This is a genomic window from Enterococcus larvae (genome assembly GCF_017830045.1).
GTDB classification, from domain to species: domain Bacteria; phylum Bacillota; class Bacilli; order Lactobacillales; family Enterococcaceae; genus Enterococcus_L; species Enterococcus_L larvae.
This window is the reverse complement of the sequence record NZ_JAEDXU010000003.1, coordinates 189,553-216,209: the sequence shown is the minus strand read 5'-3', so window position 1 is coordinate 216,209 and position 26,657 is coordinate 189,553. Positions and strand designations below refer to the sequence as shown.

The window sequence follows — 26,657 nt, the reverse complement described above, 5'->3', positions numbered from 1 at the left end:
ACTGCGTTGTTTAATACGCAGTCATTTTTTTGTGAGCCAATTAAAGGAGCCTTAAGCTGTTATTTTGAGCGTTATCTAATAAAATCGCTGAGTAACATCACATCATTACTGATGATCTGCATGGGCATTGTGATGATTGAGATGAAGAAGATATTCATCAACGTTTGAAATCGGTGATTTGATGTCGATTATGTTGCCATACTCGTTGAGTGTTCTGATTGGCTGGATAATCGTGTGCTTAAACTTTATGCTGACTGGCTTGCCTCTTAGGATATAACAAGAATTTGGAATGAGGCAGTTGTCTCAGGCTTTTTTCTATTCCTATTTTTTATGAGATTGGTTATTTAAAAAATATTTACATCTGCATCATCATTAGCCTATATGAGCAAAAAATTGGTTATTTTTTGTTTTTTCATCGATAATTTATCTGAAAGCTATTGCTAATTGGACTGTTGGATTTGAAGAGCTTAGTGAACGAAATCAATAGGATAGTATAGACAAAAAGAAGGGAGAGGCGACGATGGAAACTGTAAAAGAATTTTTTGATAAAATCGAAGACCCGCAACAGCATAGAAAGATGACAGAGGTGTTTGAAAAAGTGCATGCAGCTTTTCCGGATCTGGAGGTCAAAATAGCATGGAATCAACCGATGTTTACTACGCACGGAACGTTCATTATTGCCTTTAGTACAGCGAAGAAGCATATGTCTGTTGCGCCGGAAAAAGCGGCAATTGAACATTTTTCTGAGGAGATTACCAAAGCTGGATATAAGATGACAAAGGAATTGATTCAAATTCCTTGGGACATGCCTGTTGATTTTGAATTGCTGCAGCGAATCATCATGTTCAATATCCAAGAAAAGGCTGATTATACAAGTTTTTGGCGGAAATGAATTCGCTGAAATCCTCCAAAACTGACAATTATCGTTGGTCAAATCAGAAGAGGACCTTTAGTCATTACTAATATGCAGATACCTCATGCATACATTTCCTGAGCCTATCAATTGCGTCGTTTTATAAAATTGAGGATAATTTAATCGAGAGGGGGAGATTCAAATGATACAAGCATATAAAGAATATTGGAGCAATATAACTGTGATGGATGCCAGAGCAACTCGTGGACAATATTGGTGGCCTCAGCTATTGAACTATCTGCTATTGTTTATTTATGGGATGGTAACAAACATTTCTCAGTACTATAATGTGGAGACACAGGAGTTTACTAAGTTGAATATCTATGCGTTCATTTTTATGGGATTGACCTTTGCGATTTGGTTGGCGAATTTCACTGTTCGGGCACGTCGCTTGCATGATACGAATCGGAGCAACTGGTGGATTTTGGTGTATCTTATCCCATTATTCGGACCAATCATCATGTTTGTTTTCATGGTTCTGCCAAGTAAATCGTATTCACGATGGAATGTGAATCAATCTGAACTTTCTTAGTATAAGAGATAGCAATTGACGAATGTGACCTGATTCCTGAGTATAGGGGATCAGGTCGTTTTTTTATTGGATCTCTCTGCAGCAAAAAAATCCTCGCTTGCTTCCTGCAGCAAAAAGACCTATTATAAAAGATGACCGTACAAATTTTCGTGGAGGAAGAAGATGGCAGCCAAATATCAACAAATTGCGAATGAGATTCGCACAAAGATTTTAAATGAAGAATATCCTGTCGGTTCTGTTATACCGCCGGAGTTGAAATTACAGGAGAGCTACCAAGTTAGTCGTCATACCATTCGTCAGGCGATTGCTTTATTAGCGAACGAAGGTTTTCTTCGGAAGGAAAAAGGCTCAGGCACCTATGTGGATGATCGATTCAAAACAAAGGATGCTTCAGAAAAACGAACAAAAACGATTGGCGTGATCACCACCTATCTTTCTGATTATATTTTTCCTTCTATCATCCGCGGGATTGAAGAAACACTTCGAGAAAATGGGTATTCACTGCTGTTAGCGAGTACTGGAAATGATCTGCAGCAGGAGCGAAAGTGTCTGGAAAGTATGATTTCTCAGCAGGTGGATGGCTTGATCGTTGAGCCGACGAGGAGCAATCAGTATAATCCCAATCTGTCCTACTATCTTTCCTTGAAGGAATCTGGTATTCCTGTAGTAATGATCAATTCCCATTATGAGGAACTAGACCTTCCGTATATTAGTCTGGATGATGTCAAAGCTGGTTTTGCGGCAACCTCATTTATGCTTGATCAAGGAATAGACCAGCTGGCGTTGATTGTGAAAATCGATGATTTACAAGGGAAGCTGCGTATGAAGGGATTTATTGAAGCCTTTGAAAAAGCAAAATTGATGTTTGATTCTGCCAATATTTTTACGTATACGACAGAAGAGAAGCAGGAGGTCGTTGCTCGTGTTGTTCAGCGATTATTGGATGAGACGAATACGATCAAAGGGATTGTCTGCTACAATGATGAAATCGCCAACTCTCTTGCTCAAAGCTTGACGGCTTCTGGAAAGCAAATTCCTGAGGATTTCGCGATTATCGGACAGGATGATTCTTACTTAAGTACAGCTGGCGAAATTCCATTGACAACAATCAGTCATCCAAAGGAACAGCTGGGCAGAGATGCTGCACAGTGGATGATTCGAGCTATCGATAAGAAAATCATCAGTGACAATATCCTATATGATCCCCAAGTAATCGAACGTCAATCAACAAAGAAAAATAACTGAAAAGCTATCGACATTTTCAATATGCATCTCACTAAATAATTTGTTGCACAAGAAGCGGCAATTTTTCTAAGAGTAGGCAATAACGACTGCTATTCTTATGACTTATCAAGGTGAGCTCATATTTTTGGAAAATGTCGATTTTTTGCAATTACAGGTCTGAATAAAGAGTATGTTTGTTATAATAGATTTATGTTGTTGGAATGGGTATTCATGATACTAAAGGAGAACAATAGTGAAGAGAAAAGGGAGGAACTGTAGTGGTTCAAATGAAAGAAAGTGCTGGGACAAGTAAGACGATTGTGAAGGAGAAGAAGATAGATTATTGTCGATATTTCGTTGATAAGCTCGTATTTGCTGTTTTTACTATGGCAGCTGGCGCACTATTGAGTCTGTTTATATCAGTAAGTATATTGGAGAGTTTTGAAATGTTTTCCAGACTGGAGCGTGAACTCCGGGTAACTGCAGCTAGATCATTGCTGGCAATCATAGCGATGGTCATTATTTTTTTTATTGTGCTCTTATATAGAAAAGTATTTCGAAAAGAGGTTTCATTAACAGAGTTGAAGGACGGACGGTTTGAGCTGCTGCTTGGAAAAGAGCAATGCAATCATCGGAAATCTGATTTGAAGAAGGTTCAGATGGTTTACAGGAAAAATAGAAATGAAGAGGTAAAGCGACGAACTTTATTGGTAAAAATAAAAAATAGAAGCTTTCGATTTTCTTCAAAGGGAGAACGAGATGAACTGGATACAGTATATAAATATTTGGATACATGGAAGCGGCAGGCAGATAAATCAGCAGAATATCGAGCAGAAACTGGTTGGCTTGAAACAGAAAGAAATCAAGGGAATGTAAGAATCCTGGAGTATCTAAGATATAGTAAAACTCCTTTTCTAAGGACCATTACAGGTGCTCTATTCGGCCTGTTGGGAATTGCTCTTTTGCTGTTCTTTATGCTGACAGCTATGATAATTCCCCGCCTGTTCTTGGATGATTTCTATACCATACCAACTCTTTTAGGGCTAGGTGTGTCGTTTGTTCTTTTTCGATTTTATGTGATGCTGCCTCTTAGAGCTTCATTTAATAGGCTGTTTAAAAAAGAGATCATCCTGGTTGACTCCGGAGATGAAGCATTTGAGATAAGCATTGCAGGTGAATGGCGTAAGCATCGAAAAAAAGAAATTTCAGATGCACAAATGTTTTATCGTCGGGGCAAGAACAGTTCTGTGATAGGACGTACGTTGTATCTAAAGGTGAATGGCGAGGTGTTCCGTTTTGCTTCAGATGGAGACTTCGATAGTCTGGATATCATGCAAAGCTATCTAGATATGTGGAGACAGGGGATTGGTCCTGTTGAAGTAAGGGAGCTGTTATTAGAGGAGCAACAGGAAGAGGAACTTGCCGAAGAACTGTATTGGGTAGAAGAAGAGGTCGATTTTATAAATGGAGAAATCGTGGAAAAGCTTAGATATAGCAAAATTCCGTTTTTGAAAACAATCATAGGAACGATTTTTAATATCGTGGGAATCCTTGCCTTTTTACTTTTCCTAGGAGGCGGGTTGTGGGGACTGCTTCAATTTACGGACAATCCAAGTAAAATCATAACTATTCCATTTTTGCTGATAATCATAGTGTTGTCTGTCATATTTATAGCTACGCCATTAGAAAAAATCTATGATAAGATTTTTTGTAAAAATGTGACTCTGATTGATTCTACTGATGGAACCTTTGAATTGAAGATAGCCAATGAACGTTGTGTTTATCAAAAATCTGAAATAGAGAATGTACGTATGGATTACAGGAAGGATAAAAACAAGCGAATCACCAGTCGAGCTCTGATAATAACAATGCAGGATCGAGTTTTTCATTTTTCCTCGAGCGGTAAACGTGATCGTATGGATGACATGTATAGGCATTTAGAAATTTGGAAGCGGCAAACAGATAAAATTGCAGAATATAAAGCTGAGATAGATATGCTTTAAAATCTGATTGTTGATGTTGGTAGGGGAATAGCTAAAGTGACCATGATAAATAAAAAAGGACAGAAGCGAGTCAGCAGCTTCTGTCTTTTTTTTCTTGTTTGAGATTGTTCAGCTTTTCTTTGATCTAGCTTCACGAGCTAGACTTTTCGATAAATAGATAAATCTACTCAAAGTCTGAACAAGCTCGTTCAGCTTTCCTAACTATAAAACACTTTGATTTTGATGTCTTGGTCATAGTTTCCGAAGCCGCGGCCGAATAGGGTGCAGCCGCCGACGTTTTTGGCATCGTCTTTTACTTCTACTCGCAAGTGCCAAGTGTCTTCGTCGCTGGGAATATCCGCGATGGTTATATCCGACAGGGAAACACCATCCATATTCGTCAAATGCTTTGTGATTCGAATTGTCTTCAATAAGCCGTATTGATTTAGGTTATCCGGATACCAATCAGGGGTGTACTTTCCTCTGATGTCAGCGAAATCTCCAGGGCTTGTCCATGTACCTAGCTCAACACCGTTCAATGTAAAGGTGATGTCGGACGGCCAATTGTCATTGGCAAAAGGAAATTCTGAAGAGATTTCCATTGAGATTTCCAGCATTTCCAGCTTTTCATTCTTAGAAAGGAAATTCGGTGTCTGATATTCCACGAAGCCTTTGGTAAACCAGAGAATTCTAGCGTCCATTCTTCGTGTATCCATAAAGTACTTAGGCTCATCGACATCCCCGATGAATTCATTGATTGTTGCCAGTCCACAGGTTGGTTCAATCATATAGTTGGTATAGTGACCAACAGGGATAAAGGTTTCTTTAAAGTCGAAGGCGTTGAAGATCTTCTCCGGAAAATTGATATCGATCTTATCTACCCGCAGGCTGGAGATTTTCTTTTGTCCGACTTTTTCTGTTTTGATGATGTTGGCTTCTTCCAGTTTTTTTATGTGCATCGTAATGATTGCGCTGCTCAAACCTAAAGCATTTGCCAATTCTTTGACGCTCATTTTGTTTTTTGAGAGCAGTTGAATAATGTTGATCCGCACCTTGCTTGCTAACGCCTCGTATACAGGTAGGGATTCCTCGTTGACTTCTAGTTGCATATTGTCACCTCACGACCTTTAACTTCTATCTCTATATCTTAGCATATATGTTAATTATATAAAATGATATTCTGTTCGTCAAACTATAATTAATATAAATATTAATTATTAGCTTATATAAAATTTATTATTTAACATAAATATTATTGACAGCGTTTGCAATATGATTTATTATTTAGATAAATATTAAAGGAGGGCTGGTTTTGAAAGCGAAATTGTCGATCAATAAGCATTTTTTTATTTCTGAGGTAGATACAAGACTATATGGATCATTTATTGAGCATATGGGGCGAGCAGTCTATGAGGGGATTTATCAACCAAATCACCCATCAGCAGATGAAAATGGTTTTAGAAAAGACGTTTTAGAACTGGTAAAGGAATTAAATGTGCCGCTTGTCCGTTATCCCGGAGGAAATTTTTTATCAGGGTACAATTGGGAAGATGGCATTGGACCTGTAAGTGAACGACCAAAACGATTAGATTTAGCATGGCGAACAACAGAAACCAATGAAGTTGGGCTGCATGAATTTTATGAATGGGCTAAAAAGGCAGAAACAGAGATCAACATGGCTGTCAATCTAGGAACTCGGGGAATCGACGCTGCAAGAAATTTAGTAGAATACTGCAATTATACAGGTGAGAGCTATTGGAGTGACCTGAGGAAAGAAAATGGATTGGAAGAACCATTGAATATTAAAACTTGGTGTCTTGGGAATGAAATGGACGGCCCTTGGCAGATCGGTCATAAAACGGCAGAGGAATATGGCAGATTAGCAGCAGAAACTGCCAAAGCCATGAAGCTGGTGGATGACTCAATCGAACTGGTTGTTTGTGGAAGTTCCCATAGTCATATGCCGACATTCGGTGATTGGGAGCTGGAGGTTTTAGAACATACCTATGAGTATATCGATTATCTCTCCTTGCATCAGTACTATGGTAATCAAGAAGATGATCTTGAAAATTATCTAGCACGTTCATTGGATATGGATGAATTCATCACAGGTGTAACAGCGATGTGTGATGCGATCAAAGCCAAAAAGCATAGTAAAAAGCAAATCAACCTGTCCTTTGATGAATGGAATATCTGGTATCACAGCAATGAGCATGATGAGAAGGTCAAGCCTTGGCAAGTAGCACCGCCTTTGCTGGAAGATCATTATAATTTTGAGGACGCACTTCTTCTAGGCTGTCTGCTGATCACGTTATTGAAACATAGCGACCGAGTGAAAATCGCTTGTCTGGCACAGCTGGTCAATGTGATTGCGCCGATCATGACGGGTTCGGAAGGGGAAGCTTGGAAACAAACGATTTTCTATCCATTCATGCAGGTATCCAACTATGGTCGGGGAATGGTGCTACAGCCGCTGATCGAATCGGAAACCTATGCGACGAAGGATTTTGAAAAGGTTCCTTATCTTGAGTCGATTGCTGTCTTGAATGAAGAGAAGAAAGAACTAGTCGTTTTTGCCGTCAATCGCGGACGTGATGTGCTTGATTTTGAAATCGGTTTCGATGGTTTGGCTATTGAATCAGTCAAAGAGTTTTCTCAAATGAGCGGATTTGATATCAAAGAGGTAAATACTGAACGAAATGGGCGTGTGAAGCCTGTCGAGTCAGAGGAATATACGTTGGATGCTGCTGGAATAAATTGTCAATTACAACCGTTGTCTTGGAATATGATCAGATGCACGTTGAAGTAAAAAAGAAAATTCAAGGGGGATTTCCAAATGAGATTTAAGAAATTTTTATTAGGGTCGATGGCACTTGCATCAGCAGGTATGCTTGCAGCATGTGGGGGAGGCAGCTCGTCTTCCGGTGGTGATTCAGGAGATGCAGTGACATTGACATTCTGGAATGGTTTTACTGCTTCTGATGGAGAAATATTACAGGATATCGTGGATGACTTCAATAAGAGCAATGATAAGAATATCACGATCGAGATGGACGTGATGACTTGGGCTAACTTAAATGAAAAACTGCCGCCGGCAATTTCGTCAAAAACAGCACCGGATTTTATAGCACTAAATTATGGTGATTTTGCTCAATATGTGGAAAACGGCGCAGTCCAAACGCTGGATGATTTCTGGGATTACGATGGTGTAGATAAATCAGACTTTACGGAAACCGCAGTTGATTTAGGAGTTGTTGATGAAAAACAATACTTTATCCCTATGCAGGTACAGGGGATGTACATGTACTGGAACAAAGATCTGTTTGAAAAAGCCGGACTTGATGCAGCAGAACCACCTAAGACTTGGGAAGAGCTGACTGAAATGGCACCGAAGCTGGCAGACAGCAGTACGAACGTATCGGGCTTTGTGTTCAACAAGGATGGTACCGCACCGCTTTATAACTGGATGCTTGCGAACGGCGGGAAGCTAGTGAATGATGACTATACAAAATCAGAGTTCGATTCCCCTGAAAATCTAAAAACGTTAAAAGCGATCCAACAAATGATTCATGTAGACAAAGCCGGTCCTGAATCTATTTCCGGAGCTGAGATGGATAATTTGATGAATGCCGGACAGCTGGCAATTGAAATCAATGGCCCTTGGTTGAACAATGGATTGAAAGCAAATGAGATCAATTACAGTGTGACCACTTTGCCGCAAGCAACAGAAGATGGCGAAAAAACTGCGATTCTTGATGGTGTCGGATATGCGATCCCTGCAAGTACAGACAGCAATAAAAAAGAAGCAATCTATGAATTCTTAAAATATTGGAATACAACAGAAATCGGTAAAAAATGGAGTATCGAAAATGGTTTCCCTGCGTATCTGAATTCTGTAGCAGAAGACGATGAAGTGAAGAACAACGAAATCGTTTCTGAGCTTTCTAAACAAATGGATTACGCAGAGCCGTTTTTACCGGGCTTCTCTAAAATTGCTGCAATCAACAACGATATCATCAATCCTCTGATCGAAAAATTATTGGCAGGAGACGATCCTGAAAAACTGATGAAGGATGCGGACAAAGCAATCAATGATTTACTGAATCAGTAAACGTCAGAATAAAGAAATCAAAACTGGATAGGATCATGGACTGATAAAGAAGTGGTGATCCGAATAAGAGGCGAGACAGGAGTGCTTGTACGAGCTTGAATAAACCGAGTAAGCACCCATGAAGGAGTTTGATCCTGTAAGGATTGAAAATAGTGAGCGGTTCTGCTTGATTCTGTTGTTCAAGACAGGCTGCTCCTGCCTCTACTCTATTCCATAATCTTTTAAAGAGAGGTGTATACGTTGAAATCATTAGCCAGATATTGGAACAGACCCAGCCGAGCGGCGTATCTGTTTTTAGCACCATCATTTTTGATTCTACTGATGTTTACGGTTGTTCCCTTGTTAGGAACGTTCGCCATCAGTTTTACTGATTTGAACATCTTCTTCACGAATAGAAACATTGTCGGCTTGGACAATTTCACACGGATTTTCAGTGATGAACGGGCAATCAACTCATTGATACATACATTATATTTCACGATTCTGGAAACGCCGCTGCAAATCATCGTTGGGCTGTTTGCAGCTGTGATCCTTTCAAAAAATACGAAATTCAACCGATTTTGTCGTTCGACATTTTACATCCCGGTTATCTGTTCGTTAACATCCATTGCCATTATCTTTTCCATGCTGCTGGACCCAAATGTTGGGGCGATCCCGTACCTGTTTTCTCAATTAGGCCTGCCGATCCCACAATTTTTCAGAGATCCTACCTTAGCGATGCCGACGGTGGCTATCATGACTGTTTGGAAAAACTTTGGAGTAACGATGACGATCCTGCTGACTGCGATTCAAGGAATATCTCCTTCGCTTTATGAATCTGCAGAAATGGATGGGGCAACCAACCGTCAACAATTCTTCAATATTACCTTGCCGCAAATCGTACCATCATTAGGCTTTTGTATCTTGACGAATCTGATTGGCTCTATGCAGGTTTTCGATCAGGTATACGTAGCGACGGCCGGCGGTCCTCAGTTCAAGACTGAAACTGCTGTACAGTACATCTACAGTCGTGGTTTTACTGCGCCGTATGAGCTAGGCTATGCCTCTGCACTATCGTCTATCCTGTTCGTGATCATTGCAGCGATAGCGATATCCACCAATCTGTACATGTCGCGTAAAGAAAAACAAATGAAGTAGGAGGGGAAACGAATGGTAACTGAAAGTACGATCGTAACGGTCAAGAAAAAAAGAAAAAAAGTCAGTGCAAAAAAAGTTCTCAGTACGGTTGGCATGCTGCTGGTCTTGTTCATCATCGCCTTTCCTTTTCTGTGGCTGATCCTCTCCTCGTTTAAATACGAGAAGGACATCATTTCATTTCCACCGAAAATTTTTGCAGAAAACTACACGCTGGATAACTACATCAAGGTTTGGTCAACGATTCCGTTATTGGACTATATCAAAAATACGGTGATTTTTGCCGGAGGGACTGTGATCACATCGATTTTCTTTGATTCACTGGCAGGCTATGCCTTCGCACGGATGAATTTTAAAGGGAAATCCGCGTTGTTCTATTTCGTCCTGTTGACAATGATGATCCCGTTTCAGGTATTTATGATTCCATTGTTTATCGAAGTTAATTTACTAGGCTTACTAGATACTTATGCGGGGCTGATCATTCCAAGAATGACGACAGCCTTTGGGATTTTCATGATGCGCTCCTTCTTTATTACATTACCGGCTTCTTTGGAAGAAGCGGCTCGGATCGACGGCTTGAATGAGTTTGGTATCTTTTGGAAAATCATGCTGCCCTTAAGTAAGCCGACACTGCTTTCATTGGCAATCTTTACCTTGATGAACAGCTGGAATGATTTGCTGTATCCATTGATTTTGACAAGCAGTTCGAAAATGAGGACACTGCCGGCTGGATTAGCGCTGTTTACTGGTCAAAATATTTCCTTTTATGGTCCGGTGATGGCTGGAACGGTAATTTCTATGCTGCCGTTATTGATCATCTACATTTTTGCACAGAAATACTTTGTTCAAGGAACTGCAATGTCAGGGATGAAAGAATAGGGTGAGTGGAATGAAACTGGTAGAAACGAAGATTTATGCGCAATTGATCGTGATTTCGGATTATTTACTGCTGGGTCTGCTTTGGGTGATCGTCTCGTTGCCAATCGTGACCCTTGTACCGGCATCTACAGCAGTTTTATATGTTCTGCGGCAATGGCAGGATGGAACTACTGGTAGTATCTTTTATCATTTTTTTACTGGAATCAGAAAACACTTTTTAATCAATTTATTGGTAAGTCTATTAACCGTAGGCATCTTTGCTGCTGCGAATCTGCTGCTTCAAGAGAGCAGTCAGCTGTTGATGATCAGTGGTTATGTTGTTTCAATCGTCTATCTGATGTTCTTGCTTTCTTGGATAGATAACTGTAGTCACATGGGAAGGGTCTCTGTGTTTAAGCTTTTTGAACAGAGCTCTTTGGACCTTGTAGTATCCTTTGCAGGAAATTTAGGCTGTACGATACTCGTGATTCTTTTTACCTTATTGATCTTTTTGTTTCCGCCATTTATTTTCCTGTTTGCGGGAGCGGTGTGGAAATTGCTTTATCTTATATTATCTAGAAAACGCAGGGTGATCGAATGAATGAATCGAAGATAAAAATACGTAAAGACTTTTTGGTTGGCGATATCAGCCCAAGATTGTTTGGCTCGTTTGTTGAACATATGGGAAGTGTCGTCTACACAGGAATTTATGAACCAGGGCATCCGGAAGCAGATGAAAACGGCTTTCGTTTGGATGTTCTTGCATTGATCAACGAGCTGGATTTAGGCGTGATCCGTTATCCCGGCGGGAATTTCACCTCTGGCTATGATTGGTTGGATACGATTGGTCCGATAGATAAACGACCGAAAAAAATCGATCTTGCCTGGCGTGGAATCGAGCCGAATACGTTTGGGATCCACGAGTTTTTTAAGTGGCTGAAGCATACGACTGCAGAGGCGATTTTTACTGTGAATCTAGGGACGAAAGGGATCGATGATGCACGAAATATTGTTGAATATTGTAATTTTCCAAAGGATTCTTACTGGAGTGATCTCCGTAGAGAGAATGGACAAGAGGAGCCGTTTGGGATCAAGCTTTGGTGTTTAGGGAATGAACTGGATGGGCCATGGCAAATTGGTGCTAAAAGTGCTTATGAATATGGTCGTCTGGCAAATGAAGCGTCGAAGGTCATGAAACTGGTGGATGACTCTATTGAAACGATTTTGGTGGGCAGCTCGACGCCAAGATTGGCTAGTTATCCTGAATGGGATCGCATCGCTTTGGAACAGGCATACGAAAGCGTCGATTATTTAGCATTGCATAATTACATTGATAAGTACGATGAGGATGATCTGACGAAACCGCCGAAAAATGAACGGGACGATACACCAACCTATTTGGCAAAATCGTATCGATTTGATCGTCAGATTGAAGAAGTCGTAGCTGCCTGTGACTATGTAAAGGGATCTCTACGAAGTGAAAAAACGATGTATCTGGCTTTTGACGAATGGAATGTTCATTCTCAACCAGAGAAGGTACATGAAGATTTTGAAATCGGCAGCCCAATCGACTGGTGCTATTTCACGATGGAGGACGCCTTGCTGTTTGGCTCATTGGGGCTGTCTATTTTACGACATGCAGATCGAGTGAAAATTGCTTGTCAGTCTTTACTGGTCAATACGATTCCGTTGATTTTAACAGATGCGGGAGGCAAAGCATGGTGTAATCCAACGTATCATATCATGGCGCACTTATCGAAGTATGCTAAAGGACAGGTATTGAGACAAACTCTTGAGGGACCAACCTATGATTGTGAGAAAATCAAAAATGTTCCTCTTGTAGATAGTGTGGTCGTTGAAAATACTGATGAGCTTGTCTTGTTTTGTGTCAATCGAGGAGATCAAGCACAGACTGTCAGTCTGGATCATGATTTCGATTTGGCTGCCAAAGGAGAGCATATCGTATTACAAAGTGAGCAGCTGCTGGATAAAAACTTGCGGGAAACACCAAATAAAATCGTTCCTCAGACAAAGGAAATACAGTTTTCAGATAAGAGAAAACTGATTGTGACGCTTGAAAAGTATTCATGGAACGTAATCAAAATAAAAAAGGGTTGAGGAAGGCTTATGACAGAAAAGACGACGTATGAAAATCCAATTGTTATTGAGCGGGCAGACCCGTGGATTTATAAGCATACAGATGGCTTTTACTATTTCACCGGATCACTGCCTGGCTATAAGGCAATTGAACTGCGAAGAGCAAAAAGCATTGACGGATTAGAGGATGGGGAGCGGCTGCTTGTCTGGCATGCACCGAAGACAGGCTTGATGAGTGAGTTGATCTGGGCACCGGAAATCCACTTTATCAATGATCACTGGTATATTTATTTTGCAGCTAGTGATGATGCCGAAATACGAGATCAGTATCATCATCATCGGATGTTTGTGATCGAGAACAAGCATACAGATCCAATGAATACAGATTGGACAGAGAAAGGACAGCTGGTCACGAAATTCGACAGCTTCAGTCTGGATGGTACTGTATTTCAGCATAAAGAAAGACTCTATTATGTCTGGGCACAGCAAGACCCTCGTATTCCCGGGAATTCCAATCTCTATATTTCAGAAATGGAGAATCCATGGACACTGAAAGGGGAACAAATTCTTCTTTCGATTCCGGAATATGATTGGGAGAAAATCGGCTTCTCTGTTAATGAAGGTGCAGCAGCACTTATTCGAAATGGAAAAGTGTTTATTACCTATTCGGGAAGTGCGACAGATGAAAATTATGCGATGGGTTTGCTTTGGGCAGATGAAGATGCTGATTTATTAGATGGTTACTCATGGCACAAACTGCCGGAGCCGATATTCGTGACTTCGGAAAAGAACCATCAGTTTGGGCCGGGACATAACTCTTTTACCAAGAGTGAAGACGACAAAGAGGACGTTTTGATTTATCATGCCCGCCCGGAAAAAAATAAAGAAGGCGACCCATTGGATAATCCAAACCGACATGCCAACGCGCAAGTATTTTCATGGAATGAGCAGGGGTTCCCGACTTTTGGAGAACCGGAGGGCTACACGAAAACTATCTAGGCAGGTGAAACGATGATAAACATAGTGGATCGAAAGGCAGGACCGACAATCAGTAAATATATCTATGGCCATTTTGCCGAGCACCTTGGTCGTTGTATCTACGATGGGCTTTATGTAGGAACGGATTCAACTATCCCCAATAAAAACGGGATGCGTACAGATGTGGTAGAGGCACTAAAGAATATTCGAATTCCGGTTCTGCGCTGGCCGGGCGGCTGCTTTGCTGACGAATACCATTGGAAGGACGGTATTGGAGAAACATCAACCCGTAAGAAAATTGTCAATACACATTGGGGCGGTGTGACTGAGACCAATCATTTCGGCACACACGAGTTCTTTGAATTGATCGATCAATTAGGGTGTGACGCATACATCAATGGAAATGTCGGCAGCGGAACGGTTCAGGAAATGCAGGAATGGGTCGAGTATATGACGATGGCAGGAGAATCACCGATGTCTGAGTATCGACGTGAAAACGGCAGAGAAGAACCGTGGACGGTCAAATTCTTTGGTGTTGGAAATGAATCGTGGGGCTGTGGCGGGAATATGCGCCCGCAGTATTATGCAGATCTGTATCGCCGCTATCAGACCTATGTCCGCCAATATGATAAAGAAAAAATCTATAAAATCGCTTGTGGTCCGAATGTCGATGATTATCAGTGGATGGAAGAGGTCATGAAAAGTGCGGCACCATTTATGGACGGAATTAGTCTGCATCATTATGCCCTGACTGGCGCGTGGGAGGAAAAAGGTTCAGCGCTGAATTTTGACGAAAAATATTGGTGGTCGCTGATCAAGAGTGCAGAGAAGATGGATGAGCTGATCACAAAGCATTCGACGATCATGGATACATACGATCCGGAAAAGCGTGTTGGCTTGATCATAGATGAATGGGGATCATGGCTGGCTGTTGAGCCGGGCACAAACCCTGGGTTCCTTTATCAGCAAAACACAATTCGTGATGCGATGGTTGCAGCAGTTACACTAAATATCTTCCATAAACATGCGGAACGTGTGCAGATGGCAAATATTGCTCAAACCGTCAATGTACTGCAGGCGATGCTCTTAACAGAAGGTTCAGCGTTAGTAAAAACGCCAAGCTACCATGTCTTTGATCTTTATCAGGTGCATCAAGACGCACAACGTGTAGAGAGCTATGGCGATACTATCGATAATATGTCGTACACGGTTTCTAAAGAAGGCGATGTGCTGAATCTCTCTATCTGCAACTATGCACTGGAAGGTGATCAAGCCCTTCATTTTCAGCTGGAATCGCTGATCAAGGGTGTTCCTTCCAGTCGCTATATCCAAGGTGCTGAGATGGATAGTCATAATGATTTCGACCATCCGCAAGAGATCATTATCAGGTCATTTTCTGACTACGCTATTGAGGGAAACAACTTAACGCTCACGATCCCAGCAAAAGCTGTTCTGACTATTCAGTTAGAGCTGATGGACTTGAAATGAGTTGCACTCGTTGTGATATCCAGAGGGAAGTAGAGCAAACAGATGTTGAACAGCTTATTTTGGAACAGCTGATGGTTGAGCCGATGGTTGTATCAGACCTTATCAGACAACAGCGAATCAGTTTTTGTGAGAGCTGTCCAAAACGTTCGGCACACACCTGCACCAGCTGTGGCTGTTATTACAAGTTTAGGGCTTCTCTTCCTTCAAAGAGCTGTCCAATCGGTCAGTGGTGATAGCTCGTTTGAAAATAAAAGTACGTACAAATATTTAATAAATAGTTTTACATGTACGTACAAAAATGTTATAATTCTTCTTGAAAGAAGGGGTAACTCTTTCAAGGAGAATTTTTTTGCTGGTAAGTGTTTGCGCACGTGAAAATGTCAATGATTGTCGTAAAAATCAGCGCATTGTTTGGCTTCACGGACTAGCCCTTTTCAACAATATGACTCAAAAAATTACGATGAAGAACATTGCTGTCATTTATTGAGCACGTATTGCTTGACGGCTGAACAAGTCCGTTCAGCTTTTCTACCAATAATTGAAAACGGATACAGGAGGATCGAGATGGATACGAAAACAGTAAGAAAATCGATTGTTCAGGGAAAAACATCCTTAGGGATCGAGCTTGGATCGACGCGAATCAAGGCAGTGCTGATCGACGAAAAGCAGCAGCCTATCGCCTCGGGAAGTCATGAGTGGGAAAATCAATTGATTGATGGAATTTGGACGTACAGCTTGGAGGAAATCTGGAGCGGGTTACAGGACAGCTATTTGAATCTGAAGAAAGAAGTTCGAAAAAACTTTGATACAGAGCTGACGAAAATCGGCGCAATCGGCTTCAGTGCAATGATGCACGGATATATGGCGTTTGACAAATCAGGCGAGTTGCTGGTTCCTTTTCGTACTTGGCGAAACTCGATCACAGCAGATGCTGAAAGAGAATTGACTGAGTTGTTTAATTACAATATTCCACAACGTTGGAGCATTGCTCATCTCTATCAGGCAATCTTGAATCAAGAGGCACATGTAAAGGACGTTGATTTCTTTACCACATTGGCAGGCTATGTTCATTGGCAGCTGACTGGTAAGAAAGTACTTGGTATCGGCGATGCTTCCGGAATGTTTCCAATTGATCCGAAAATAAAAAATTATGATGAACGAATGATCAGTGCTTTTGATCAGAAAACTGCAGATAACCATTATCCTTGGAAGCTAAAAGAAATTCTACCACAAGTACTGGTTGCTGGGGAATCCGCTGGAATCTTGACAGAAGAAGGAGCGAAGCTTCTCGATCCGTCTGGCAGTCTATCTGCTGGGATTCCATTGTGTCCGCCGGAAGGGGATGCCGGAACAGGGATGGCAGCAACCAATAGTGTTGCTGTACGAACAGGAAATGTATCAGCTGGCACTTCAGTTTTTGCGATGATCGTTTTGGAAAAAGAATTGCAGAAGGTGCATCCTGAATTAGATATGGTAACTACGCCGTCCGGTGATCTTGTCGCAATGGTTCACGCAAATAACTGTTCCTCAGACATAAATGCGTGGGTAAATATCTTCCGTGAATTTGCGGAAGTGAGCGGTTTTGAAATCAGTACAGAAAAGTTATATGAAGTCCTGTTCCACCAGGCGTTAACAGGCGATAAGGATTGCGGAGGACTATTATCCTACGGGTATTTCTCAGGAGAGAATATCACGCATATGCCGGAGGGCCGACCGTTATTTGTACGGACGCCGGACAGCAAATTTGATTTAGCGAATTTTATGCGCGTACATCTATTTTCAGCCTTTGGGGCATTGCATATGGGAATGAAGATTCTTGTAGAGGAAGAACGAGTTGGCATTGATAAAGTCCTCGGACATGGCGGCATTTTCAAAACAGAGGGCGTTGCACAAAAAATCCTCGCAGCTGCAATGAATACACCGGTTGCCTTGATGGAGACTGCTGGTGAAGGTGGTGCTTGGGGGATTGCTCTGCTGGCAGATTACCTGCAGCATGCAGAAGAAGGCCTGACATTGGCGGATTACCTGAATCATCAAGTATTTGGAGAGAACGAAGGAATTGAGGCAGTACCTGATCCATTAGATGTTGAGGGTTTTAATCTATTCATCAAGCGTTATGAGGATGGACTGCCAATCGAAAAAGCAGCCGTTGAATTTTTGAAATAGAGTAGTAGCGTATTGTCGTTAAGACGTAGCTGAAAGGCTCAGAGATATCCGAAATTTTTTGGAATTCTAGTGGAAATCAAGAAAGAAACTATAGGTTATGTGGTGTATAAAGATGATTTCGACTGACGTATCCATAAAAATAATTGTACTAGACTTTTCAGACACGACCTAGATAAAGAAGGAGGAAGCCAAATTGCTGGAAGCATTAAAAGAGGAAGTTTTCTATGCCAATTTAGAGTTGCCCAAACAAGGCTTGATCAAATACACCTGGGGCAATGTCAGTGGAATCGATCGGGAACAAGGCTTGTTTGTCATCAAACCGTCAGGCGTTGATTATGATACGTTGAAGCCATCAGATATGGTGGTCTGTGATTTAGAGGGAAATGTGGTGGAGGGAACGATGAATCCTTCATCAGATACACCGACTCATGCAGTTCTTTACAAGGAATACAAAGAAATCGGCGGGATCGTCCATACCCATTCTGCTTGGGCGACAATTTGGGCACAAGCCGGGTTGGACGTACCCGCAATGGGAACGACTCACGCTGATACATTTTACGGTTCAGTCCCCTGCGCACGATTTCTCACACAGGAAGAGATCGATAAGGGCTATGAGAAGGAAACAGGGAATGTGATCATTGAGACCTTTGAAAAACGCGGGATCGATCCGATGGCGGTTCCAGGTGTTCTCTTACATGGTCACGGTCCGTTCACTTGGGGGAAAAACGCAGATAGCGCAGTCATGAATGCAGTGGTTCTAGATGAGGTATGCAAAATGAATTTATTTGCTCGTCAACTGAATCATTTTTCTGAGGAGCTGCCTCAGCGGATTTTGGATAAGCATTATTTACGTAAGCATGGCAAGGATGCCTATTACGGACAAAAATAAACAAGTGTGTTGTTTCTCTCAGGATTTTAACTAGTAAACCCATTATAGAAAGGAAGAAAAATATGTTAACGATCGATCAGAAAGAATTTTGGTTTGTAGTAGGTTCTCAGCATTTATATGGAGAAGAAGCGCTTCGGGAAGTACGTGCCCATGCAGAGGAAATGGTTCAGTCATTGAATGACAGCAAAGCATTGCCGTATCCAATCAAGCTGCAGGAGCTGGCAGTAACTCCTGATACGATCACAAAAATCATGAAGGAAGTCAACTATCGTGACGAGGTTGCCGGAGTCATCACTTGGATGCATACCTTCTCGCCTGCAAAAATGTGGATACGCGGGACAAAATTATTGCAAAAGCCATTGCTTCATTTGGCAACACAATACAACGAAAGCATTCCGTGGCAAACGATCGATATGGATTTCATGAACTTGAACCAAGCGGCACATGGGGATAGAGAATACGGATTTATCAATGCACGACTGAAAAAACAAAATAAAGTCGTTGTCGGCTATTGGAAACGTTCTGAGGTTCAAAAGCAAATCGCTGAATGGATGGATGTGGCTGTTGCCTTTAATGAAAGCTTCAATATCAAAGTTGCTCGTTTTGGAGACAACATGCGAAATGTAGCTGTAACTGAAGGCGATAAGGTTGAAGCGCAGATTCAATTTGGTTGGGTAGTAGATTATTTTGGTATTGGCGATCTAGTCCAGTATGTAGATGCAGTGAAGGATGAAGAAATCGATGCCTTGTTCGAAGAATATAAAAAACTATACGATTTTGATTATGGTGACTATGCACAAGATAAATGGGAAGCACATGTGAAAGTTCAGGCTCGTCAGGAAATCGGAATACGTCGCTTTCTTGAAGCCGGCAGCTATAATGCCTTCAGTACAAACTTTGAAGACCTGTATGGTATGCAGCAGCTGCCGGGACTTGCGGTACAACGCTTGATGGCTGAGGGGTACGGATTTGCCGGTGAGGGTGACTGGAAAACAGCGGCAATCGATCGCTTGATGAAGGTCATGGCTAGAAATGAAAATACTGGCTTTATGGAAGATTACACATATGAAATGGCCGCTGGTCAAGAAGCGATCCTTCAATCCCACATGATGGAGGTCGATCCAAGTTTGGCTAACAATAAACCGAAAATCGTTGTGTCTCCTCTTTCTATGGGAGATCGTGAAGATCCGGCACGTTTGGTCTTTGATGGAAAAGCCGGAGCAGGTGTCGTTGTTTCGATGGCAGATTTCGGCACACATTATAAACTGCTGATCAATGAAGTGGATTTATTTGAGCCTACAGAAGCAGCACCTAAGCTTCCAGTGGCTCGTGTAATGTGGAAACCAAAACCAGACTTCCATGAAGGCATCAAATCATGGATCGAAACAGGCGGCGGACATCATACTGTTGTGTCGTTGAATCTGACTTCTGATCAGATCGAAACATGGGCGAAGTTAGTAGATCTTGCGTACGTAACAATCAAATAGTTTTTTAGGGCGGCGGAGGTATTCGGTAACAGGCGGATACCTCCGCCGCTTGTATGAAACAAGGAACAAGGGAATGTGCAATGTGCCTGATTTGCTACAGCAGATTGTCCAAGGTCAAAGGTTAGTTAAGCCCTTTCATTCCCTTTGGTGTATAATTGCTTTAGCAAAAACAGAAAGGACGGAAGATATGGAAATCATCAAAAAGGATTTTGGCAAAAAAGCTAATTTATTTATTCTAAAAAATGATAAAGGAACAGAACTGGCGGTGTCAGATCAAGGCGCTCGAGTGGTTTCACTAAAAGTATTGGTTGATGGAAAGCAGCGGGAAACGATTTTAGGCTTTGATTCAGCGGATGAATATTTGGCAAAAGATCCCTTTATCGGTTCATCTGTAGGACGTTTTGCCGGACGGATCAAAAATGGGAAATTCTCTATTGATGGAGAAGAATATCAGGTATCTATCGATCCTGAAACAGGTCATAATCTTCATGGAGGCTATGGCTTTGATAAATATATCTGGCAGGCTGCTGAAAAAAAAGAAGCAGATAGAGTTTCGGTGGTTTTTACTTTAGAAAGCAAAGATGGCGATGAAGGATTTCCAGGAAATCTGTCTGTTGCGGTCACATATAGTCTGACAAATGATAATGAGTGGATCATCCATTATTCTGCGACGACAGATCAGGCAACGATCTATAATCCGACGAATCATGTCTATTTCAATTTAACTGGCGATCCTTCTCAATCAATTGATGAGCATACACTGCAAATGAATGCAGATCGTTATGTAGAGGTTGATGGGGATGTGATCCCAACAGGAAATCTTGTGGCTGTTCAAGGGACTGCTTTTGATTTTACCCATGAAAAAAAGATGTCTGAGCTTTTTGCAGGAGTTGCTTCTGAAGCTAGCGGCATTGATGGTTTGGATCATCCATTTCTTTTGACTACGGATACACCTCAGGCTACGCTGATATCTCCGGATAAAAAAGTAACGATCGAGATGACAACAGACGATCCGTCAGTTGTTGTTTTCACTGCAAATTTTGGTGATGGAGGCCCTGTGATGCGTGGACACAAACTTGCTGATCATGGCGGTATCACGATGGAAACGCAAGTGCCGCCGGGAGTAACAGATTATCCGGAATGGGGCAGTGTTGTTATTCGACCAGACGAAGCATTTGAAAAAGAAACAGTGTTCAAGGTCGTTGTGGAAGATTGAGGCAATAAGGCGTAGAAAAGGTAGTTGCGTAAATCCTGTAAAAGGTTTTATTACACGAATAGCGATCCTTGCCCTCTGGTATAAGCAAAGGGATGCTACTTATAAACTGAATTCTCTTATGGGATTTATGGATAAATAAAGTAACCTGTCTGGACATGCAAATCCGCATGTCCATTTTTGTATAAGATGAATGTTCGGGAACTTATTGATCAAAGAAGACAAATAGAGCGTTTGAAAAGAAACAGCTATAAATAGGAGATTTCTTGAAGTCTCACGCTTTGTTTCAATTGATGTGTTATGCTAGGGGAGAGGAGCTGAGCGCATGGCATATATCGATTCATTATACGAGTACTTGGATTTTTATGAAAAAAATAACTACCTGCAAGGAAATCTATTGGTCTTGGACAAGGGAAAGCCAATTATTCAGAGAAGTTATGGAGATGCATCAATTGAATATGGCATCAGGAACAGTGTTGAGACAAAATTCATGATTGGTTCTTTAACGAAGGCTTTCACTTCCATGATAGTTTTTATTCTTCATGAGCAAAAGCAGTTGGATATCAATGAGTCGATACAAACGTATCTAACTGATTTTCCAGACAGTTCGGAAATATCGATCTATCATTGTTTGACGTGTACAACAGGGTTTCCGGATTTTACGTCAATGAAAGGTTTTTGGGAAAAAGAGATGCGATTGACTCGAACCTTGGATGAAATGATGGATTGGATCAAAAATCAAGAACAATTATTTGAGGCAGGAACACAGCATGCCTATTCTTCATCGGATTATCTTATATTGACTAAAATCATTGAACTGACAACTGGACTTTCTTATGAAAAGGCTTTACTTAAATATGTTTTAGAACCACTTGATATGAAGGATACAGGTTGTCTAAACGAACAGAAAATTGTTCATGATTTAGCAGACAGTTATGGCTATTGGGGATCAGAGATCAAGACGGTCAAAACAAATCTGTCTTTTCCGTTAGGTGCTTATGGTATGTATTCAACCCTACCTGACTTGCAAATTTGGAATCAGGCGATACAGGAGAATCGATTATTAAGTGAAGAAAGTGCTGTAAAAATGTTTGAACCGTTTCAGAGTACCTATGCTTGCGGCTGGGACATCGATAATCTAATGGGACAATTGTGTAGACAACACATGGGGATCATTGATGGCTTTTTCAGTTCAATCAGGCAGTTTCCTGAAAAGGATTTTACAGTGATCTTCTTGAGCAATCAGGCGGTGCTGCCTGTGACAACGATCACAAAGCAAATTGCTGAAATTCGTTTTGGAAAAAAATATACTGCTCCAACAGAAGAACGAATAGTTTTGTCGGAAAAGCTGCAAGGCGAACTAGTTGGTAAGTACATTTCTGAAAACAACGGCAGCTCATTTGAAATTATCTCTGAGAGCAATCGCCTTTATGTACAAATGCCGAAAAGGTATGATGTGCTTTATAAGTTTGAGCTCATTTTGCTTGAATCAGCATCAGGCTTTACCTTCCTTCGTACGGATAAAATCGATGAAACAATGAGAATAACGAAAGATGCATTGATCTATAAAGATGTAGATGGTGTTCTCTCTCAATTTCGAAAATCCTAAGTAAACGATCCTTACTGATTTTCTTTTTACTTATTTTTAGTAAGCATATTAATTTACTTACTAAAAATAAGTGTGTATAGTAAACCTATACTAAAAAACGAAACAGTAAAGGAGCAATCATCATGAAATTTGGGATTATTTTAGGAAGTACAAGAGAAGGACGCGTTAGTCCGCAAGTAGGGGAATACATCAAGAAAATTGCTGACGGACATTCAGTACATGAATTTGAAATCGTTGATGTGAAGGATTACGATCTGCCGTTTTTAGGAACAGGCACACCAAATGAAGCGTGGAACAAAAAAATCGATGAGTTGGATGGCTATGTATTTGTTGTTCAGGAATACAATCATGGAATGTCTGCCTCGTTGAAAAATGCGTTGGACAGTGCTCGTGAAGAGTGGTTCAATAAAGCAGCTGGCATTGTCAGCTATGGTTCCGGTGGTGGGATACGTGCAGCAGAACAGTTGCGAATGGTTCTGGGAGAACAAAAAGTAGCGGATGTCCGTACCAACCCGGCATTCAATCTATTTACTGATTTTGAAAATTTCTCTACCTTCAATCCGGGCGCGCATATGGAAGCTGGTGTAAGCGATATGTTGACTGAGCTGATTGAATGGTCAACTGCCTTTGACACAATTCGTGAAAAGGTTATTGCATGATTTTCAATAAAAGTCTTGCAAAATGACACCTGCTCAGGTAAACTATTTATTAATCAGATATTTCCCTTGGGGGAGTAACCGGCAACATAACTTTGTTGCGATAATATCAACAGTAAGTCAACCATGCAAATGGTTTTCTGGTATTATATGAAATGGTGAGACCTAAGACAAGTAGCTTTTCTCTTGTCTTAGGTCTCTTTTTTACTTAAGATGAGGAAAAGAAGCTGGTATATATCGGATAGATAAAAATTGGAGGGGTCATAGAATTGGAAACGAATCAGGAAAATCAAAAAAACGGTGCCTACAAACAGCAGTTAGCTGAGGTACTAAAGGAAACAAAGAGTACAGAGAATGGTCTTTCAGCCGCAGAAGCAGCAGAAAGACTGAGAACAAACGGCTACAATCAACTCGCTGAAAAGAAAAAGAAATCAAGCCTGCAGCTTTTCCTTGAAACATTCAAGGATGCGATGGTTATTGTTCTGTTGATTGTTGCGGTCGTTCAGATGGTCATGGGAGCCTATGTTGAATCATTGGTTATTTTCATCGTATTGTTGATGAATTCAGTGGTCAGCGTGATTCAAACGAAAAAAGCGGAAGGGTCGTTAGATGCCTTGAAAAGCTTGTCGGCTCCAGATGCACGAGTGATACGTGATGGCAAAGAGCAGACGATAGCAGCGAAAGATTTAGTAGTCGGTGATGTGTTCTTACTAGAAGCCGGCGATTACGTTCCGGCAGATGGACGTCTTTTAGAAGCTAGCTCGCTGAAGGTTGATGAAGGGATGCTTACAGGAGAATCGGTATCAGCTGAAAAAGAGGCTGCTGAAATTGAAGGAACAGTGCCTATTGGAGATCGTGTGAATATGGTTCATAGTGGTACGATCGTCACTTACGGGCGTGCGAAGGTTCTTGTTACGGCAGTTGCAGGACAAACTGAAATCGGTCAAGTTGCTGGCTTGCTGGAATCAACAGATGAACACAAAACACCGTTGCAAAAAGGTTTGGACAGCTTCAGCAAAAAGCTGAGTCTGGCAATTTTGGCTCTGTCATTAGTTATTCTTGGTATCCAGCTGGCACGCTTATTTATGGGAAATCATTCAGGCGATATGACGGAAAGTATCGTTCAAGCCTTTATGTTTGCGGTAGCCGTGGCCGTAGCTGCGATTCCTGAAGCGTTGCAGTCTATCGTAACAATTGTATTGTCGATTGGAACGAAGACGATGGCGAAAAAGCATGCGATCATTCGTAAGCTGCCGGCAGTTGAAACATTGGGATCAACAAGTATCATTTGTACAGATAAAACAGGTACGTTGACACAAAATAAAATGACCGTTGTAGATTACTACTTGCCAAATGGCGAGACTGGCGACTTTAATCAAGAGCCGTCAAGCTGGTCCATTGGCGAAAAACGTCTAGTCGAAATCAATGTATTGGTCAACGATGCGATCATTACGGAGGACGGCAGTAAGCTGGGTGACCCGACAGAGGTTGCATTGATTGATTTCAGTGAAGCAAACAATCAAAGCTATCGTGAAATCCGTGAAACGTATCCACGTCAGAATGAGCTTCCTTTTGACTCTGATCGTAAGCTGATGTCTACAGTACATGAGATCGATGGTGAACGATTACTGATGACAAAGGGTGGTCCGGATATTGTATTTGATCGCTGTGATCGTGTGTTATTAGATGGTGAAGTTGTACCCATGACAGCAGAGCTTCGTCAAAAATTCCAGGAGCAGAACGAACTGTTTTCTACTCGTGCCTTGCGTGTATTGGCATTTGGTTACAAGCCTATTTCTCAACAGGAGCTTAGCTTTGATGATGAGAATGGACTGATATTTGCCGGCCTGGTTGCGATGATCGATCCGCCGAGAGAAGAAGTGTTCCAAGCGGTTGAAGAAGCGAAATCGGCTGGGATCAAGACGATCATGATCACAGGTGACCATAAGACGACTGCCGTTGCGATTGCCACAGAGATCGGGATATTCGAAGACGGAGATATGGCATTGACAGGTACAGAGCTTGATGAATTGAGTGAACCACAGTTGATCGATGTACTGAAAAAAGTCAGTGTATATGCACGTGTTTCTCCTGAAAATAAAATCAGGATCGTTCGTGCATGGCAGAATATGGGGCATATTTCAGCGATGACGGGTGATGGTGTGAATGATGCACCGGCATTGAAACAGGCAGATATTGGTATTGCGATGGGAACCGGAACAGATGTTGCGAAGGATGCAGCGGCAATGGTTCTGACAGATGATAACTTTGTGTCGATCGTCAGCGCTGTTGAGGTTGGACGAAATGTCTTTGATAATATCAAGAAGTCGATTGCCTATCTATTTGCTGGAAACCTTGGTGCGATCATTTCCATCATCTTTGCATTAGTGGCAGACTGGTCGAATCCTTTCACAGCTTTACAATTGTTGTTCATTAACTTAGTCAATGATTCTTTACCGGCAATCGCTTTAGGTATGGAAAAAGGAGAACCAACAATCATGAAACGCCAGCCACGTGACCCAAATTCCGGTATTTTTACTGGGAACACATTGGTTTCAGTGACCTATAGAGGGATATTGATTGCGGCAGCTGTTATTTTTGCACAATGGCTGGGAATGCAGCATTCTGCTGAAATGGGTGTAGCGATGTCATTCACAACGCTGATTTGGTGTCGTACACTACAAACATTACCTGCTCGTTCCAATACACAGACAGCAATACAGGCTGGATTTTTCTCTAATAAAATGGCGTTACTGGCTATGCTGGTTTGTGCGGTTTTATATAGTGTGACCTTGATTCCTGGGCTAAGAGAAGTATTTGCGATTCCTGTTGCCTTTGGGTTGGAACAAATCATGGTTTGTATCGGCTTGGCACTCGGTGCAATCGTCTTGATGGAAGTAACGAAATTAATACTGGTTGCCTTTAAAAAAGAAGGCGCAGCATAAAATCATCATAAACGATATACAGAGGAAGAGGCAGCTCCGTCGGGGCTGTCTCTTCTTTTTGTTGTTTTAAGTACAGTCAATAGCTCCTATGATTCATGGTCAAGAAATCCGTATAAAGATTGTATAAAGAAAAACAGAAAACCTTGAGACTGTCTTTAGATGGCAGGTGTTATTCTCATGATAGATAAATCTTGTTAAATAAACGAGAGTGACTGTTGGTTCTTTCGGCCTGTATAGACAAAGATGGACACTTTTCATGCATAGGTTATTTAACAGGATTCAGATAGAAGGAGCTGGGAAGCATGGAAATCTTTTTAGGATTCATCGGTATAGGAACAATGGTGTATTTATTCTGGTATCTATTTAAGGGGGAAG

At 41.4% G+C, this 26,657-nt stretch carries 21 protein-coding genes and 1 pseudogene; 21 read left to right on the top strand and 1 reads right to left on the bottom strand.

The annotated features are described in order from the left end of the window. Positions 1-157: 157 nt before the first annotated feature. The 5 genes and pseudogenes from I6N96_RS19985 to I6N96_RS07505 all read left to right on the top strand — a co-directional run. Positions 158-277: pseudogene (locus I6N96_RS19985) on the top strand (AbgT family transporter); the annotation flags it as partial. Positions 278-520: 243 nt separating this feature from the next. After that, positions 521-892, top strand: coding sequence for an iron chaperone (locus tag I6N96_RS07520; protein WP_209556949.1), 372 nt, complete (start codon positions 521-523; stop codon positions 890-892). A gap of 163 nt (positions 893-1,055) precedes the next feature. Further along, positions 1,056-1,445, top strand: a complete 390-nt coding sequence (locus I6N96_RS07515) for a DUF805 domain-containing protein (RefSeq protein ID WP_209556948.1) — start codon at positions 1,056-1,058, stop codon at positions 1,443-1,445. Positions 1,446-1,607: 162 nt separating this feature from the next. Further along, positions 1,608-2,690: a GntR family transcriptional regulator gene (locus I6N96_RS07510; RefSeq protein ID WP_209556947.1), complete on the top strand. Its 1,083-nt coding sequence runs from the start codon at positions 1,608-1,610 to the stop codon at positions 2,688-2,690. A gap of 257 nt (positions 2,691-2,947) precedes the next feature. Then, the gene (locus I6N96_RS07505) at positions 2,948-4,672 is read left to right on the top strand and encodes a hypothetical protein (protein ID WP_209556946.1); all 1,725 of its coding nucleotides are present in this window, start codon (positions 2,948-2,950) and stop codon (positions 4,670-4,672) included. A gap of 197 nt (positions 4,673-4,869) precedes the next feature. Here I6N96_RS07505 and I6N96_RS07500 read toward each other — a convergent pair whose 3' ends face one another. Continuing rightward, complete coding sequence (locus tag I6N96_RS07500; protein ID WP_209556945.1) at positions 4,870-5,760, bottom strand: ArsR/SmtB family transcription factor; 891 nt, start codon at positions 5,758-5,760, stop codon at positions 4,870-4,872. A 203-nt stretch (positions 5,761-5,963) separates the two neighbouring features. Here I6N96_RS07500 and arfA point away from each other — a divergent pair, with 203 nt between their 5' ends. The 16 genes from arfA (at position 5,964) to I6N96_RS07425 (ending at position 26,282) form a co-directional block, all read left to right on the top strand. Then, positions 5,964-7,460 carry an arabinosylfuranosidase ArfA gene (arfA, locus tag I6N96_RS07495; protein ID WP_430650131.1) on the top strand — a complete coding sequence of 499 codons (1,497 nt, stop codon included), beginning with the start codon at positions 5,964-5,966 and terminating at the stop codon, positions 7,458-7,460. Between the two features lie 27 nt (positions 7,461-7,487). Beyond that, positions 7,488-8,762, top strand: a complete 1,275-nt coding sequence (locus tag I6N96_RS07490; protein ID WP_209556944.1) for an ABC transporter substrate-binding protein — start codon at positions 7,488-7,490, stop codon at positions 8,760-8,762. Between the two features lie 240 nt (positions 8,763-9,002). Continuing rightward, complete coding sequence (locus I6N96_RS07485; RefSeq protein WP_209556943.1) at positions 9,003-9,899, top strand: carbohydrate ABC transporter permease; 897 nt, start codon at positions 9,003-9,005, stop codon at positions 9,897-9,899. 12 nt (positions 9,900-9,911) lie between these two features. After that, the gene (locus I6N96_RS07480) at positions 9,912-10,775 is read left to right on the top strand and encodes a carbohydrate ABC transporter permease (RefSeq protein ID WP_209556942.1); all 864 of its coding nucleotides are present in this window, start codon (positions 9,912-9,914) and stop codon (positions 10,773-10,775) included. 10 nt (positions 10,776-10,785) lie between these two features. Then, complete coding sequence (locus tag I6N96_RS07475) at positions 10,786-11,355, top strand: DUF624 domain-containing protein (RefSeq protein WP_209556941.1); 570 nt, start codon at positions 10,786-10,788, stop codon at positions 11,353-11,355. Beyond that, entirely contained in the window at positions 11,352-12,872 is a 1,521-nt protein-coding gene (locus I6N96_RS07470) for an alpha-N-arabinofuranosidase (protein ID WP_209556940.1), read from the top strand. The genes I6N96_RS07475 and I6N96_RS07470 overlap by 4 nt, the downstream gene beginning before the upstream one ends. A 9-nt stretch (positions 12,873-12,881) precedes the next feature. Next, positions 12,882-13,850: a glycoside hydrolase family 43 protein gene (locus I6N96_RS07465; RefSeq protein ID WP_209556939.1), complete on the top strand. Its 969-nt coding sequence runs from the start codon at positions 12,882-12,884 to the stop codon at positions 13,848-13,850. Between the two features lie 12 nt (positions 13,851-13,862). Next, the gene (locus I6N96_RS07460; RefSeq protein WP_209556938.1) at positions 13,863-15,317 is read left to right on the top strand and encodes an alpha-N-arabinofuranosidase; all 1,455 of its coding nucleotides are present in this window, start codon (positions 13,863-13,865) and stop codon (positions 15,315-15,317) included. Next, positions 15,314-15,550, top strand: coding sequence for a DUF6171 family protein (locus tag I6N96_RS19730; RefSeq protein ID WP_245186880.1), 237 nt, complete (start codon positions 15,314-15,316; stop codon positions 15,548-15,550). Before I6N96_RS07460 ends, I6N96_RS19730 begins: the two co-directional genes overlap by 4 nt. 331 nt (positions 15,551-15,881) lie before the next feature. Continuing rightward, on the top strand, positions 15,882-17,483 hold the full coding sequence (locus I6N96_RS07455) for a xylulokinase (RefSeq protein ID WP_209556937.1): 1,602 nt from the start codon (positions 15,882-15,884) through the stop codon (positions 17,481-17,483). A 193-nt stretch (positions 17,484-17,676) separates the two neighbouring features. Beyond that, positions 17,677-18,372, top strand: a complete 696-nt coding sequence (locus I6N96_RS07450) for an L-ribulose-5-phosphate 4-epimerase (RefSeq protein WP_209556936.1) — start codon at positions 17,677-17,679, stop codon at positions 18,370-18,372. Positions 18,373-18,434: 62 nt separating this feature from the next. Then, positions 18,435-19,859, top strand: coding sequence for an L-arabinose isomerase (gene araA / locus I6N96_RS07445; protein ID WP_209556935.1), 1,425 nt, complete (start codon positions 18,435-18,437; stop codon positions 19,857-19,859). A gap of 187 nt (positions 19,860-20,046) precedes the next feature. Further along, complete coding sequence (locus I6N96_RS07440) at positions 20,047-21,075, top strand: aldose epimerase family protein (protein WP_209556934.1); 1,029 nt, start codon at positions 20,047-20,049, stop codon at positions 21,073-21,075. A gap of 322 nt (positions 21,076-21,397) precedes the next feature. After that, complete coding sequence (locus I6N96_RS07435; protein WP_209556933.1) at positions 21,398-22,681, top strand: serine hydrolase domain-containing protein; 1,284 nt, start codon at positions 21,398-21,400, stop codon at positions 22,679-22,681. 122 nt (positions 22,682-22,803) lie between these two features. Further along, on the top strand, positions 22,804-23,340 hold the full coding sequence (locus I6N96_RS07430; RefSeq protein ID WP_209556932.1) for an NADPH-dependent FMN reductase: 537 nt from the start codon (positions 22,804-22,806) through the stop codon (positions 23,338-23,340). 266 nt (positions 23,341-23,606) lie between these two features. Beyond that, the gene (locus I6N96_RS07425) at positions 23,607-26,282 is read left to right on the top strand and encodes a cation-translocating P-type ATPase (RefSeq protein ID WP_209556931.1); all 2,676 of its coding nucleotides are present in this window, start codon (positions 23,607-23,609) and stop codon (positions 26,280-26,282) included. The last annotated feature ends 375 nt before the right edge of the window (positions 26,283-26,657 follow it).